This window comes from Streptomyces sp. NPDC024698 (assembly GCF_055559015.1).
In genome coordinates this window covers 158,105-171,152 of sequence record NZ_JBVHLK010000008.1, presented here as the reverse complement: position 1 = coordinate 171,152, position 13,048 = coordinate 158,105, and the positions used below count along the sequence as shown (strand labels likewise).

15 protein-coding genes are annotated in these 13,048 nt (G+C 69.4%); 7 read left to right on the top strand and 8 right to left on the bottom strand.

Features of this window, described 5'->3' with window-relative positions; genetic code table 11:
- Together rpsR and rplI are read left to right on the top strand one after the other, a co-directional pair.
- On the top strand, positions 1-237 hold the full coding sequence (rpsR, locus tag ACZ4AA_RS20520) for a 30S ribosomal protein S18 (RefSeq protein ID WP_003949403.1): 237 nt from the start codon (positions 1-3) through the stop codon (positions 235-237).
- An 18-nt stretch (positions 238-255) separates the two neighbouring features.
- Positions 256-702 (top strand): 50S ribosomal protein L9, encoded by a 447-nt coding sequence (gene rplI, locus ACZ4AA_RS20515; protein ID WP_328450525.1) that lies wholly within the window; start codon positions 256-258, stop codon positions 700-702.
- 229 nt (positions 703-931) lie between these two features.
- On the opposite strand, the gene ACZ4AA_RS20510 is transcribed toward rplI, so the two are convergent.
- Positions 932-2,269: an MATE family efflux transporter gene (locus ACZ4AA_RS20510; RefSeq protein ID WP_467603840.1), complete on the bottom strand. Its 1,338-nt coding sequence runs from the start codon at positions 2,267-2,269 to the stop codon at positions 932-934.
- A gap of 459 nt (positions 2,270-2,728) precedes the next feature.
- Between ACZ4AA_RS20510 and dnaB the strand changes: the two genes are divergently transcribed.
- Complete coding sequence (dnaB, locus tag ACZ4AA_RS20505) at positions 2,729-4,198, top strand: replicative DNA helicase (RefSeq protein ID WP_467603834.1); 1,470 nt, start codon at positions 2,729-2,731, stop codon at positions 4,196-4,198.
- A 72-nt stretch (positions 4,199-4,270) separates the two neighbouring features.
- Positions 4,271-5,656, top strand: coding sequence for a serine hydrolase domain-containing protein (locus tag ACZ4AA_RS20500; protein ID WP_467603830.1), 1,386 nt, complete (start codon positions 4,271-4,273; stop codon positions 5,654-5,656).
- Positions 5,657-5,725: 69 nt separating this feature from the next.
- On the opposite strand, the gene ACZ4AA_RS20495 is transcribed toward ACZ4AA_RS20500, so the two are convergent.
- Both ACZ4AA_RS20495 and ACZ4AA_RS20490 read right to left on the bottom strand, forming a co-directional pair.
- The gene (locus ACZ4AA_RS20495) at positions 5,726-6,178 is read right to left on the bottom strand and encodes a GNAT family N-acetyltransferase (RefSeq protein WP_467603824.1); all 453 of its coding nucleotides are present in this window, start codon (positions 6,176-6,178) and stop codon (positions 5,726-5,728) included.
- A 9-nt stretch (positions 6,179-6,187) separates the two neighbouring features.
- Positions 6,188-6,676, bottom strand: a complete 489-nt coding sequence (locus tag ACZ4AA_RS20490; protein ID WP_467603818.1) for a MarR family winged helix-turn-helix transcriptional regulator — start codon at positions 6,674-6,676, stop codon at positions 6,188-6,190.
- A 139-nt stretch (positions 6,677-6,815) separates the two neighbouring features.
- Between ACZ4AA_RS20490 and ACZ4AA_RS20485 the strand changes: the two genes are divergently transcribed.
- The 3 genes from ACZ4AA_RS20485 to ACZ4AA_RS20475 all read left to right on the top strand — a co-directional run bounded on the left by ACZ4AA_RS20485 (position 6,816) and on the right by ACZ4AA_RS20475 (position 8,713).
- Positions 6,816-8,024, top strand: a complete 1,209-nt coding sequence (locus ACZ4AA_RS20485; protein WP_467603813.1) for an MFS transporter — start codon at positions 6,816-6,818, stop codon at positions 8,022-8,024.
- 101 nt (positions 8,025-8,125) lie between these two features.
- Positions 8,126-8,548, top strand: coding sequence for a GlcG/HbpS family heme-binding protein (locus ACZ4AA_RS20480; RefSeq protein ID WP_467603809.1), 423 nt, complete (start codon positions 8,126-8,128; stop codon positions 8,546-8,548).
- 33 nt (positions 8,549-8,581) lie between these two features.
- Positions 8,582-8,713, top strand: coding sequence for a hypothetical protein (locus ACZ4AA_RS20475; protein WP_467603803.1), 132 nt, complete (start codon positions 8,582-8,584; stop codon positions 8,711-8,713).
- Here ACZ4AA_RS20475 and ACZ4AA_RS20470 read toward each other — a convergent pair.
- The 5 genes from ACZ4AA_RS20470 to ACZ4AA_RS20450 all read right to left on the bottom strand — a co-directional run bounded on the left by ACZ4AA_RS20470 (position 8,710) and on the right by ACZ4AA_RS20450 (position 13,042).
- Entirely contained in the window at positions 8,710-9,579 is an 870-nt protein-coding gene (locus ACZ4AA_RS20470) for a GNAT family N-acetyltransferase (protein WP_467603799.1), read from the bottom strand. The genes ACZ4AA_RS20475 and ACZ4AA_RS20470 overlap by 4 nt on opposite strands.
- Positions 9,580-9,653: 74 nt before the next feature.
- Positions 9,654-10,136 (bottom strand): NUDIX hydrolase, encoded by a 483-nt coding sequence (locus ACZ4AA_RS20465; protein WP_365478884.1) that lies wholly within the window; start codon positions 10,134-10,136, stop codon positions 9,654-9,656.
- A gap of 101 nt (positions 10,137-10,237) precedes the next feature.
- Positions 10,238-11,143: a LysR family transcriptional regulator gene (locus tag ACZ4AA_RS20460; RefSeq protein ID WP_467603792.1), complete on the bottom strand. Its 906-nt coding sequence runs from the start codon at positions 11,141-11,143 to the stop codon at positions 10,238-10,240.
- Positions 11,144-11,357: 214 nt separating this feature from the next.
- Positions 11,358-12,554 (bottom strand): cystathionine gamma-lyase, encoded by a 1,197-nt coding sequence (locus ACZ4AA_RS20455; protein WP_467603788.1) that lies wholly within the window; start codon positions 12,552-12,554, stop codon positions 11,358-11,360.
- Positions 12,551-13,042 (bottom strand): low molecular weight protein-tyrosine-phosphatase, encoded by a 492-nt coding sequence (locus ACZ4AA_RS20450; RefSeq protein WP_467603781.1) that lies wholly within the window; start codon positions 13,040-13,042, stop codon positions 12,551-12,553. Before ACZ4AA_RS20450 ends, ACZ4AA_RS20455 begins: the two co-directional genes overlap by 4 nt.
- Positions 13,043-13,048: the final 6 nt, after the last annotated feature.

Here is a 13,048-nt window from a genome sequence, read left to right as displayed (position 1 = left end):
ATGGCGAAGCCGCCTGTGCGCAAGCCTAAGAAGAAGGTCTGCGCGTTCTGCAAGGACAAGGTCACGTACGTGGACTACAAGGACACGAACATGCTGCGGAAGTTCATTTCCGACCGCGGCAAGATCCGTGCCCGCCGCGTGACCGGCAACTGCACGCAGCACCAGCGTGACGTCGCCACGGCTGTGAAGAACAGCCGTGAGATGGCGCTGCTGCCCTACACGTCCACCGCGCGATAAAGGAAGGGTGACCGACACATGAAGATCATCCTTACCCACGAGGTCTCCGGCCTCGGTGCCGCTGGCGAAGTCGTCGACGTCAAGGACGGCTACGCTCGCAACTACCTGATCCCGCGGAACTTCGCGATCCGCTGGACCAAGGGTGGCGAGAAGGACGTCGAGCAGATCCGTCGTGCTCGCAAGATCCACGAGATCGCGACCATCGAGCAGGCCAACGAGATCAAGGCCCGCCTCGAAGGTGTCAAGGTCCGTCTGGCCGTTCGCTCCGGCGACGCCGGTCGTCTCTTCGGCTCCGTCACCCCGGCCGACGTCGCTTCGGCGATCAAGGCTTCCGGTGGCCCCGAGGTCGACAAGCGCCGCATCGAGCTGGGCTCGCCCATCAAGACCCTGGGCGCCCACGAGACGTCCGTGCGTCTGCACCCCGAGGTTGCCGCGAAGGTCAGCATCGAGGTTGTCGCTGCCTGAGTGCAGCACTCGGCATAGCTGAGAGGAAGGGCCGCACCCCTCGGGGTGCGGCCCTTCTGCTTGTTCCTGGGGTGCGTCACGCGGATGCACGGGGATGCCGGAGACCGTCGTTTCACGTGAAACCGTCGCCCGTGTTTCCCGTGAAACAGTCGGCGCGCGTCGAACCGTCGTCCCGTGTTTCCGTGGAACGAACGGTGTACGTCGTGGGTCGAGCCGGCCGGGATGTACGTCAGCGGGTCGCGCCGGTGACGATCCAGCGGCCCGAGCGGGAGCGCAGCCACAGCGTCAGCATCCGCATCGCCATCATCAGCGTCATCGCGCCCCACAGAGCGGTCAGATCTCCGCCGAGAACGGGAACGAGCAGAGCGGCCGGGGTGAACACCGCCAGGGTGAGCAGCATGGCCCGGGCCAGGTACGGTCCGTCCCCCGCGCCCATGAGCACGCCGTCCAGCACGAAGACGATCCCGCAGATCGGCTGGGATAGTGCCACCACCACCAGAGCGGGCAGTGCCGCGTCCTGTACACCCGGGTCACCGCTGAAGAGCGGGAGGAACAGGGGCCGGGCCGCGATGACCAGCAGGCCGAGGACGAGCCCGGTGACGAGTCCCCACCGCACCATGCGGCGGCAGGCCTCACGGGCACCCCGGGCGTCGTCCGCTCCGAGGTAGCGCCCGATGATGGCTTGGCCTGCGATGGCGATCGCGTCGAGCGCGAAGGCGAGCAGACTCCACAGTGACAGGATGATCTGGTGGGCCGCCATCTCGGCGTCCCCGAGCCGTGCGGCGACAGCCGTGGCGATGAGCAGGATCGCCCGGAGCGACAGTGTCCGGACGAGCAGAGGGGTGCCGGCCTGCGCGCAGGCCCGAATACCGGTGGCGTCGGGCCGCAGGGAGGCGCCGTGTTTCCGTGCTCCGCGCAGGACGACGTGGAGATAGACGGCGGCCATGCCGCACTGGGCGATCACCGTGCCCCAGGCGGAGCCGGCGATGCCGAGGCCGGCGCCGTAGACGAGGACGGTGTTGAGGACCGCGTTGGCGACGAAGCCTCCGACGGCGACGTACAGCGGAGTCCTCGTGTCCTGGAGTCCACGGAGGATCCCCGTGGCGGCCAGCACGACGAGCATGGCGGGGATGCCGAGCACCGAGATCCGCAGATAGGTCGTCGCGTACGGTGCGGCCGCGTCGGAGGCGCCGAACAACTCCATGAGAGAGGGCGCGGTCGGCAGCGCGAGGAGGATCACGACCACGCCGATGAGCAGGGCGAGCCAGACTCCGTCCATGCCCTGGCGGATCGCGGCCCGCAGATCTCCGGCGCCGACCCTGCGGGCGACCGCTGCCGTCGTGGCGTAGGCGAGGAAGACGAAGACTCCCACGGCCGTCATGAGGAGAGCCGAGGCGACACCGAGACCGGCCAGTTGGGCGGTGCCGAGATGGCCGACGATGGCACTGTCGGCCAGCACGAAGAGAGGCTCGGCCACGAGCGCGCCGAACGCCGGAACGGCCAGTGCGACGATCTCTCGGTCGTGGCGCTGTCGGGCGGCCCTGGGTGCCGCGGGAGCCTGTGTCATGGGCATCAATCTAATCTTCCACAGGTAAGAGATGCAAAGTGCGAAGGACCCTTACTTTCGCGCGTGCGGGGTGTGTTCTGGCGCACTGTTCGAGGCGATCTTGGGCCGGTTGCGGAAGTTTTTCTTCTGCACAGCCGGTGGATGGGAAAATGCCAGGTCAGGGCCTGTTCTTCAGAAGGCCTGAGGGCTTGTTCACAGGGCTGTCCACCGGGTCGTGCACAGGTTTCGAGGAGTTCTCCACAGCATCGGGGCCGTCGTCCACATGGCCTGTGGATAACCAGATTGGCTGACGGTGCCCGCGGGCCTAACGTGGTGCGGCGCCCGTTCTCTTCTCCGGCCTCGGAAAGCAGGCAAAACCGACGCGTGGGATGCGGAGTCGGGCCGCTCACTTGTCAGTGCCGTGCCGTAGAAATTAAAGGCACTGCTAGGTCCGCTCCGCGGACGGGAGGAGGTGGCTCGGTGACTATTTCCGAGCCCTTGGACGACCCCTGGGCGGACAGTGGCCCCAGCGATCGTCTGCCCCCGTCCCGCCGGCGTGGGAACGGAGGCCGCGGCCGCGACGAGCAGCACGACCGGGACAACGATTCCTGGGAGAGCGGCGGTTCGTCGTTCGAGCGGGTGCCGCCGCAGGACCTCGACGCCGAGCAGTCCGTCCTCGGTGGCATGCTCCTGTCGAAGGACGCCATCGCCGATGTCGTCGAGGTGCTCAAGGGTCACGACTTCTACCGGCCCGCGCACGAGACCATCTACGGAGCGATCCTCGACCTGTACGCGAAGGGCGAGCCGGCCGACCCCATCACGGTCGCGGCCGAGCTCACCAAGCGCGGCGAGATCACCAAGGTCGGTGGCGCGCCGTATCTGCACACCCTGGTCCAGACGGTCCCGACCGCGGCGAACGCCGAGTACTACGCGGAGATCGTGCACGAGCGCGCGGTCTTGCGCCGCCTGGTCGAGGCCGGCACACGCATCACCCAGATGGGATACGCGGCCGACGGCGACGTCGACGAGATCGTCAACAGCGCCCAGGCCGAGATCTACGCGGTCACCGAGCAGCGCACCACCGAGGACTATCTGCCGCTCGGCGACATCATGGAGGGCGCGCTCGACGAGATCGAGGCGATCGGATCGCGTTCGGGGGAGATGACCGGCGTACCGACCGGCTTCACCGACCTCGACTCGCTCACCAACGGTCTGCACCCCGGCCAGATGATCATCATCGCGGCCCGTCCCGCCATGGGTAAGTCGACGCTGGCACTGGACTTCGCCCGTGCCTGCTCGATCAAGCACAACATGCCCAGCGTGATCTTCTCGCTCGAAATGGGCCGCAACGAGATCGCGATGCGTCTGCTGTCCGCCGAGGCCCGCGTGGCTCTGCACCACATGCGGTCCGGCACGATGACGGACGAGGACTGGACCCGGCTCGCACGCCGGATGCCGGACGTCTCCGCGGCCCCCCTCTACATCGACGACTCCCCGAACCTGTCGATGATGGAGATCCGCGCCAAGTGCCGCCGTCTCAAGCAGCGCGCCGACCTCAAGCTCGTGGTCATCGACTACCTCCAGCTGATGCAGTCCGGCGGCAAGCGCTCCGAGAGCCGTCAGCAGGAGGTCTCCGACATGTCGCGAAACCTGAAGCTGCTGGCCAAGGAGCTCGAACTGCCGGTGATCGCGCTGTCGCAGCTCAACCGTGGCCCCGAGCAGCGCACGGACAAGAAGCCCATGGTCTCCGACCTGCGTGAGTCCGGCTCGATCGAGCAGGACGCGGACATGGTCATCCTGCTCCACCGCGAGGACGCGTACGAGAAGGAGTCCCCCCGCGCCGGCGAGGCCGACATCATCGTCGGCAAGCACCGTAACGGCCCGACGGCGACGATCACGGTGGCCTTCCAGGGCCACTACTCCCGCTTCGTGGACATGGCACAGACCTGATCCGCCGGCCCGGCGGGCCAGGACCGGTTCAATCCGCTCGACGTCCGGCGCCGGGACGGGTGGACTGGTGCCATGACGACATCCCACGATGATCTCCTTCCCGGAACGCGCCGGGCCCTGCTGCACCGCATCGCCGTGGCACAGAGCGAGGGACGGGCGCCGTCCCTCGTCGCGACGGTGGTCCGGGGCGGGAAGGCGGTGTGGCACGGGGCCCGGACCTCGGTGTCCGGTCATGGTCCGGACGAGAACGTGCAGTACCGGATCGGCTCCATCACCAAGACCTTCACCGCCGTTCTGGTGCTGCGGTTGCGCGACGAGGGCGTCCTGGACCTGGGCGACCCGCTGGAGAAGCATGTGCCCGGCACGGGTGCGGGGGAGGTCACCATCTCCCAACTGCTCTCCCACACCGCAGGGTTGGCCGCCGAGTCACCCGCGCCGTGGTGGGAGCGCACTTCCGGTTCGCTGCGTCCCGAACTGGCCGACGTGCTCGGCGAGCAGCCCTTCCGGCATCCGGTCGGACGCCGGTACCACTACTCGAATCCCGGCTACACGGTGCTCGGAGCACTGGTCGAGGAGTTGCGCGGCGCCCCCTGGGAGGAAGTGCTGCGCCGCGAGATCCTCGAACCGCTCGGCCTGCATCGTACGAGCGCTGGTCCGCAGGCACCGCACGCGGGGGGATGGGCCGTCCATCCCTGGGCGGACGCGATGATGCCCGAACCCGCGGAGGACCTCGGGAGGATGGCTCCGGCCGGGCAATTGTGGTCCACCACAGCGGACTTGGCCCGCTTCGCGGCCTTCCTCGCACACGGTGACGACCGGGTGCTGAGCGCGGAGTCCGTCAGGGAGATGCGTGCGCCGGCGGCCCCGCCGGAGACCGCGGAGCTGGCGGCGGGTTCCTCGTACGGGTTCGCCCTTCAGATCGTGCATCGCGACGGCCATATCCTCGTCGGGCACTCCGGTTCGCTGCCGGGTTTTCTGGCCGGACTGGTGATCAGCGTGGAGGACGACGTGGCGGCGGTCGTGCTGTCCAACTGCACCTCGGGACCGCCGGTGTTCACCGTGGCCGCCGATCTGGTGCGGATCGTCGCCGAGGCGGAGCCGAGAATCCCCGAGCCCTGGCACCCGATGGCCGAAGTGGACCAGGGCGCAATGGAGTTGGCGGGTCAGTGGTACTGGGGGACCCAGGCGTTCGGGCTGCGGCTGCCGGCCGATGGAGGGCTGGTGCTGGGCCCGCTCCAGGGTGCCGGCCGTGGCGCCCGCTTCCGGGCGAACGGCGACGGGACATGGACGGGGCTCGACGGCTACTACGCGGGCGAGCTCCTGAGGCCCGTACGGCGGCCCGACGGCTCTCTGAGCCACCTGGACCTCGGCTCGTTCGTGTTCACGCGGCAGCCGTACGACGAGGCCGCTCCGGTGCCCGGTGGAGTGGACCCGGAAGGCTGGCGGGGAGTCCGGTAGGCGCCACCGGACACGAGGGGCCCTGTTTCACGTGAAACAGGGCCCCTGGTTCTGTGCGCGGCGAACACCTCAGAGCGGGAGTTTGAAGCCGATGTGCGAGGCCTCGAAGCCGAGCCGTTCGTAGAAGCGATGGGCGTCGGTGCGGGAGGCGTCGGAGGTCAACTGGACGAGCCGACAGTCCTGACGGCGGGACTCCGCGACCGCCCACTCGATGAGCTCTGTCCCCAGACCGCTTCCGCGCTCGTCGGCGTGAACGCGAACGGCCTCGATGACCGAGCGGGTGGCCCCTCTGCGGGACAGCCCGGGAATCACGGTCAGTTGCAGCGTTCCCACGACCTGGCCGTCGCGGACGGCGACGACCAGATGCTGGTTCGGGTCGCGGCTCAGCCGGTCCAGGGCGTCCAGGTACGGAGCGAGGTCCTCGGGCGACTCCCGGCGGGCACCCAGCGGATCGTCGGCCAGCATCGCGACGATCGCGGGCACGTCGTCGGCGGCCGCGGCACGTATCTCAAGATCAGCCATGAAGGCAGCCTACGAGGACACGCCCACGGAAGGCACGGCGTGTACGGGTGCGCTCGCCGACTCCACGGCCCGGACCAGCGGCGCCAGGTCGGGGTTCCCGGCCGCGTCGTCGAGCGCCTCGCGCAGGGCCCCGTCGTTGGTGGGCCTCGCCTCGGCGAGGAGCTTCAGTCCCGCCTCGCTGACGTTCGTGTAGATGCCGCGCCGGTCGGTGGGGCACAGATAGCGGGCCAGCAGTCCGCGGTCCTCAAGACGTGTGACCAGCCGCGTGGTAGCGCTCTGGCTGAGGACGACCGCGTCTGCGACCTGCTTCATCTGGAGATGGCCGCCTTCGCCGTCGTGCTGCCGGCTGAGCACGTCGAGCAGGGAGTACTCCCGCACGCTGAGCCCGTGCGCGGCTTGCAGGGCCCGCTCGATGTGGGCCTCGATCCTCCCGTGCAGCAGGGAGAGTGCGCACCATCCCTGAGAGAGGGCGGTGAGCGCGGGGTCCGTGGCTGTCATGACGTTTCCTCCGTCCCGGAGCGGCTGAGACCAGGATAGGGCACGGGCGCAATAGTCTGCGGTTGCATATAGCCCGCGTCTGCAATTATTGTGAGCGAAGGCAAAGCGCTCATGCAATCTTCTGGAAGGTGTCTCCACCATGCCTCTCGCGCTTCTGGCCCTCGCGATCGGGGCCTTCGGAATCGGGACGACCGAGTTCGTGATCATGGGCGTCCTGCCCGAGGTCGCCGGAGACTTCGGCGTCTCCATCCCCACGGCCGGACTGCTGGTGACCGGCTATGCCCTCGGGGTGGTGATCGGTGCGCCGATCATGACCGCGCTCGGCACGAAGGTGTCCCGCAAGCGGATGCTGATGGTGCTGATGGGGCTGTTCGTCCTCGGCAATCTGATCTCCGCCGTGGCTCCGTCCTTCTGGCTGATGTTCGCGGGCCGGGTGGTCGCCTCCCTCGCCCACGGTGCCTTCTTCGGGATCGGGTCCGTGGCGGCCGCCGAACTGGTGGCGCCCGAGAGGAAGGCCGGAGCCATCGCGATGATGTTCAGCGGGCTCACGGTCGCCAATGTCGTCGGCGTCCCCCTGGGCACGCTGATCGGGCAGTCCGCCGGCTGGCGCGTCACCTTCATGGGAGTCGCCGCGCTCGGTGTCGTCGGACTCCTGGGCATCGCCAGGCTGCTCCCCGAGATGCCGAAGACCGAGGGAGTCCGTCTGCGCCACGAGCTGGCCGCCTTCAAGAACGTCCAGGTCCTCCTCGCGATGGCGATGACCGTGCTCGGATTCGGCGGTGTCTTCGCGGCCGTCACCTACATCGCGCCGATGATGACGCACGTCGCCGGGTTCGCCGACGGATCCGTCACCTGGCTGCTGGTCCTGTTCGGCCTCGGCATGGTCGGTGGGAACCTGATCGGCGGCAGGTTCGCCGACCGTGCGCTGATGCCGATGCTGTACGTGTCTCTGGGCGGCCTCGCCGTCGTCCTCGCCCTCTTCACCGTCACCGCGCACAACAAGGTCCTGGCGGCCGTCACGATCGCCCTCATCGGCGCTCTGGGCTTCGCGACCGTGCCGCCCCTCCAGAAGCGCGTCCTCGACCAGGCGCACGGCGCCCCCACGCTGGCCTCGGCCGTGAACATCGGCGCCTTCAACCTCGGCAACGCCCTTTCCGCATGGCTCGGTGGCGTCGTCATCGCGGCGGGCCTCGGATACACCGCCCCCAACTGGGTGGGCGCGGCTCTCGCCGCCGGAGCGCTCGTCCTGGCGCTCCTCTCGGCCGCTCTGGAGCGCCGCACGTCCCGGACCGGCCTCGTGGTCGCCTCGGGCGTCCCCGCCGAAGTCCGCACCGCCGTCCACCACTGACCGGGATCGGCCCGCCGCGGGACCAGGGCCGTTTCGCGGCGGGCCCGATCCGGCACGTTCCCCGACCCGACACAGAACACCCCCACAAGGAGAAGTCCCTGATGAGCACCACCACCGCTGTAGCCCCGCTGAGCATCGAGGACGCCGAGGTCCTCGTCACGGCGGCCCGGCGCGCCGCCGAAGCCGCAGGTGTCCGGATCAGCGCCACCGTCCTCGACGCGGGCGGCCACCTGCTCGCCTTCCGGCGCGACGACCGGGCCGTGCTGATCTCGGGAGAGACCAGCACACGCAAGGCCTACACGGCGCTCCAGCTCGACGCGGCCACGGCCGATCTCGTCGACGCGGTGCAGCCCGGCGGCCTCTTCCACACCCTGCCGACCGCGCTCGACCGTCCCCTGCTGTTCATCGCGGGTGGCGTTCCGGTCCACCGTGACGGCCGTCTGATCGGGGCGATCGGGGTCGGCGGCGGTATGCCCGACCAGGATCACGGCTTCGCCGTCGCCGCCGTCGAATCGCTCGTCTGACACCCGTCGGACGAGGCCCGTACGACGGTCCGAATGCGCCGGTCCCCACGCTTCTGGGGGACCGGCGCTCTGCGCGTACCCGAGGCTGTTGCGGAACGCCAGGAACGCCAGGAACGCCAGGAACGCCAGGAACGGCAGGAACGCCAGGAACTCGAAGAGCTCTAGCCGGCTGCCACCGTCAGCGGTGCGAAGCGGCGGGTCCAGTCACCGGGCAGCTCCGGGATCTTGTGCGTCATGACCGCGTTGAGGCCGACCTTGGCCAGTCCGCGGTCCTTCAACCAGCTCAGCAGATCCTCGTGCCGGACGTCGATGTCGGTGCGCAGCGGCCGGGCGGTGTGCGCGGCGAGGGAGGAGACGAGCGCCTTCGCCGTCTCCGTGTCCCGGGCGATCAGGGGACCTACGACCTGGGTGGCCATATTGGGCCAGGCGGCCGCGTAGCCGGTGATCCGTCCGTTCTCCTCGGCCACGCGCAGCTGGTCCGCGAAGGCGGGCAGCCGCGTGATCATGTGGGTGCGGTCGGCGCCGAAGACCTCCGCGTCCAGCCGGAGGACGGAAGCCAGATCGCCCGCCGTGGCGGGGCGGGTGAAGACCCCGGGTGCGGAGCCGTCGGGAGTGAACACCCCGCTGACCATCTCCGCGTGGCCGGTGACCTTGAATCCCAACTCCTCGTAGAGCGGGCGACCGTACGGGGTGGCGTGCAGGGTCAGCGGTGTGCTGCCCAGCTCCTCGACGAGGTGCCGCATCAGACGGCGGCCGACACCCTGGCGCGCGTGCCGCTCGGCGACGAGGACCATTCCGATCGCGGCCAGTTCGGGACACTCACGCGGTCCGTAGTCCGTCACCACGCATACGGCGACCAGACCGCCGGCGGGGTCGTCGATCCCGTATCCGTTCCCGGCGGCTAGCAGCAGGCCCCACTTGTGTTCCTCACGGGGCCAGCCCCGGTTCTCTGACAGGTCGGCGCAGGCGACGAGGTCGCGGGGCGTCAGACGGCGAATGGGCGGAACAGGGGCGGCGGAAGAAGTCGGCACACGGACCAGGCTGTCCGAGACGAACCCCTGCCGTCCACCGCTTTCCCCGCACTCCTGCCGGCTTTTGGCCCGGATCAGCCCAGGTCGGGTGCGTGCATGGCTCGTACGCCCTCGATGTTTCCGTCGAGATAGTGCCTCAGCGACAGGGGGACGAGGTGCACGGAGGCGATGCCGACCCGGGTGAACGGGACGCGGACGATCTCGTACTCGCCACAGGGCTCGTCCACCTCGGGACCGTGGCGCAGTGACGGGTCCATGGACTCCAGCCGGCAGACGAAGAAGTGCTGGACCTTCACCCCGGTCGCGCCGCCGTCGTCGCCGATGTGCTCGACGGTGTCGACGAAGCAGGGCACCACATCGACGATCTTGGCGCCGAGCTCCTCGTGCACCTCACGGTGGAGCGCTTCGACGACAGTCGTGTCCTCCGGTTCGACCCCGCCACCCGGTGTGAGCCAGTAGGGATCGACACCTGGCTTGGTGCGCTTGATCAGGATCAGGTCGTCGCCGTCGAGCAGGACGGCACGTGCGGTGCGCTTGACCACGGGTCGGACGGTCATGGGAGAAATGTGGCCCGGCTGGTTCCACGTGAAACATCGGGTGACCGCGATTCCGCGTGAAAACCCCGAAGAATGTCCCGGCCGCCGTGTGCGCGCCGGCCTCAGCTCCAGTCGGAAGCCGCCCGCAGCAGCCATTCGTGCGCTCGGGCGATGTGCGGCATCGCCAGCGTTCCGGTCCGTACGACCAGGAAGTACGTACGCAGCGGGGGCACCACGGGGTCGAGGAGCGCCACGACGTCCCCGCGCTCGATGGCGTCGGAGCAGAGATATCGGGGCAGGACGGCGAGACCCGCTCCCGCGGCGGCGCAGGCGAGGACTGCCCGGAGATCCGGGACGATCACCGTGCCGGAGGCGGCGGGACGGCAGTCGAAGACGGAGGCCCAGTAGCGGGCGACGAGCGGCAGTGACTCGTGGACCTCGACGACGGGGAGGTTCTCCAGGGTGTGGGCGCCCCTGCGGCGGAGTTTGCCCGGGCTGATCTCCGCGGCCCAGCGCGGAGCGGCGACCAGGACGTGCTCCTCGTCGCAGAGTGGAGTCGCGGTGAGCAGCGCGCCCCGTGGCTGGGCCGTCGTCATGGCCAGATCGTGATGTCCGGCGGCAAGCCCCTCCATGGTCTCCTCCGCGTTGCCGAAGGAGGCGCGCAGGGCGAAGCCCTGGCCGTCGTCCCCGGTCAGTCCCATCAGAGCGGGCAACGCGCGTTCCGCGGTGAACTCGGGCGGTCCCGCGAGATGCAGCGTGCGAAGGGAGGAGTCCTCGTCGAGACCGGTCCCGGTGATCTCCACGAGGGCGTCGAGGTGCGGCGCCGCCTTGTGGGCGAGTTCGTCGCCCATGGTCGTGGGGGTCACGCCACGGGCCTGGCGCAGGAACAGGGGCCGCCCCAACTGGCGTTCCAGTGTGCGGATCTGTGAGGTGACGGCCGGCTGGGACAGGCCGAGGAGGGCGGCGGCGCGAGTGAAGGATCCGGCCCGGTGCACCGTCACGAACGTGCGCAGCAAGGCCAAGTCCATGGTGCCTCTCCCCTTTCAGCACCCCCGCGTGAACCTCAACTATAAATAAGTCGATAGGTCGCTGTCGCTACCGTGATTGGACACTGACACAGAGTCAACTAGCCTTGTTCGCGCGGTTCTTAGCGCAAAGAACCGGGACGGTCCGAGCCACGAGGGGGGAGGCTCGGACCGTCTGTCGTGCGTAGTGGGGGTCCTGTTCCCGCGCGGCGGGCGCCTATTCCGCGGACGCGTCCAGGGCCCGCAGAATGTCCGCCACCAGGTCCTCGGGATCCTCCGCGCCGGCGGAGAGGCGGATGAAGCCGGCCGGGACGGCGTCGCCGCCCCACCGGCCGCGTCGCTCGGCCGTGGACCGCACTCCGCCGAAACTGGTGGCGTCGTCCACCAGGCGCAGTGCGTCGAGGAAGCGCTCCGCGTGTTCGCGCGAAGGCAGCGTGAAGGAGACCACGCAGCCGAAGCGCCGCATCTGCTGCGAGGCGATCTTGTACGAGGGGTCGTCGGGCAGTCCCGGGTAGCGCAGCCCCGTCACCTCGGGCCGGTCCCGCAGAACCTCGGCGATCGTCCGCGCGGTGGCGCTCTGGCGGTCGGCCCTCAACTGGAGCGTGGCGAGCGAGCGGTGGGCCAGCCAGGCTTCCATGGGGCCGGGGATGGCGCCGACGACCTTGCGCCAGCGTCGCACCGGAGCCATCAGCGCCGCGTCCTTGGCGGTGACGTAGCCGAGGAGGATGTCGCCGTGACCGGTGAGCATCTTGGTCCCGCTGGCCACGGAGAAGTCGGCGCCGAGCTCCAGCGGGCGCTGTCCGAGCGGGGTGGCCAGCGTGTTGTCCACGGCGACGAGCGTGCCCTGCGCGCGGGCGGCGGCCACGAGGCGCCGCAGGTCGCAGACGTCGAGACCCGGGTTGGACGGAGTCTCGATCCACAGCAGCTTCGCGCCGTCCAATACCTCCAGCTGGGCATCGCCTGCGGTGGGGGCGGTGCGCACCTCGACGCCGAACGCGGTCAGCTGCTCGCGCACCAGCGGAAGCACCTGATAGCCGTCGTCGGGCAGGACGACGATGTCACCGGCCCGCAGCTGCGAGAAGAGCACCGCGGAGATGGCGGCCATGCCGGAGGGGAAGGAGAGCGTCTCCACGGACTCCTGTCCGGGCGCCTCCAGTTCGCCGATGGCGCGCTCCAGGAGCGTCCAGGTCGGGTTCTCGTCGCGGCCGTAGGTGTAGGGGCCGGTGGGCTCACCGGGCAGATGGAAGTGCGCGGCGAAGACGGGGCCGGGAAGGGTCGGCTCGTACTTGACGGGCTCGGGCAGTCCGGCTCGTACCGCCCGTGTGCCGTCGCCCGGAACCGCCGCCCGCGTGTCCGGGTGTCCGCCCGCGGGGCCGGTGTCCTTGTCCGCCGTGACGAAATCCTCTGGCGTCATGCCACTGGTCCTTCCACTTGCTCGCGTACCGCGGCGAGCAACCCAGGGCTCGCCGCCTCCACCATCTCAAGACATTCCTCGAAGCCGTTCAGGTGTCCGTAGTACGGATCGGGGACGTCCAGGTCCTCGCCCGCGGTGGGGTCGTACGAGCGCAGCAGCCGCACCTTCCCGGCGTCCTCGGCACTGCCCGCGAGGCGGCGCAGGGCCTTGAGGTGTCCTGTGTCGAGGGCGATGACGAGATCGAGCCGGGAGAACCACGAGGCCTGGAACTGCCGGGCCGCGTGGTCGCTCTCGTAACCGCCCGCCTCCAGCACGGCGACGGTGCGCTCGTCGGCTCCGTCGCCCTCGTGCCAGCCGCCCGTGCCCGCGCTGTCGACCTCGACGAGCTCGTCGAGTCCGGCCCGTGCCACCTCGGCACGGAAGACGGATGCGGCCATCGGCGAGCGGCAGATGTTACCGGTGCAGACGAAGCAGACGCGGTAGGTCATGGGACT

Excerpts from the sequence above, each read along its gene's own strand:
- ACZ4AA_RS20510 (WP_467603840.1), bottom strand. The coding sequence starts at position 2,269 with ATGACACAGGCTCCCGCGGCACCCAGGGCCGCCCGACAGCGCCACGAC.
- ACZ4AA_RS20500 (WP_467603830.1), top strand. The coding sequence starts at position 4,271 with ATGACGACATCCCACGATGATCTCCTTCCCGGAACGCGCCGGGCCCTG.
- ACZ4AA_RS20475 (WP_467603803.1), top strand. The coding sequence starts at position 8,582 with ATGCGCCGGTCCCCACGCTTCTGGGGGACCGGCGCTCTGCGCGTACCC.
- ACZ4AA_RS20495 (WP_467603824.1), bottom strand. The coding sequence starts at position 6,178 with ATGGCTGATCTTGAGATACGTGCCGCGGCCGCCGACGACGTGCCCGCG.
- rpsR (WP_003949403.1), top strand. The coding sequence starts at position 1 with ATGGCGAAGCCGCCTGTGCGCAAGCCTAAGAAGAAGGTCTGCGCGTTC.
- rplI (WP_328450525.1), top strand. The coding sequence starts at position 256 with ATGAAGATCATCCTTACCCACGAGGTCTCCGGCCTCGGTGCCGCTGGC.
- ACZ4AA_RS20485 (WP_467603813.1), top strand. The coding sequence starts at position 6,816 with ATGCCTCTCGCGCTTCTGGCCCTCGCGATCGGGGCCTTCGGAATCGGG.
- ACZ4AA_RS20455 (WP_467603788.1), bottom strand. The coding sequence starts at position 12,554 with ATGACGCCAGAGGATTTCGTCACGGCGGACAAGGACACCGGCCCCGCG.
- ACZ4AA_RS20460 (WP_467603792.1), bottom strand. The coding sequence starts at position 11,143 with ATGGACTTGGCCTTGCTGCGCACGTTCGTGACGGTGCACCGGGCCGGA.
- ACZ4AA_RS20480 (WP_467603809.1), top strand. The coding sequence starts at position 8,126 with ATGAGCACCACCACCGCTGTAGCCCCGCTGAGCATCGAGGACGCCGAG.
- ACZ4AA_RS20465 (WP_365478884.1), bottom strand. The coding sequence starts at position 10,136 with ATGACCGTCCGACCCGTGGTCAAGCGCACCGCACGTGCCGTCCTGCTC.
- ACZ4AA_RS20450 (WP_467603781.1), bottom strand. The coding sequence starts at position 13,042 with ATGACCTACCGCGTCTGCTTCGTCTGCACCGGTAACATCTGCCGCTCG.
- ACZ4AA_RS20490 (WP_467603818.1), bottom strand. The coding sequence starts at position 6,676 with ATGACAGCCACGGACCCCGCGCTCACCGCCCTCTCTCAGGGATGGTGC.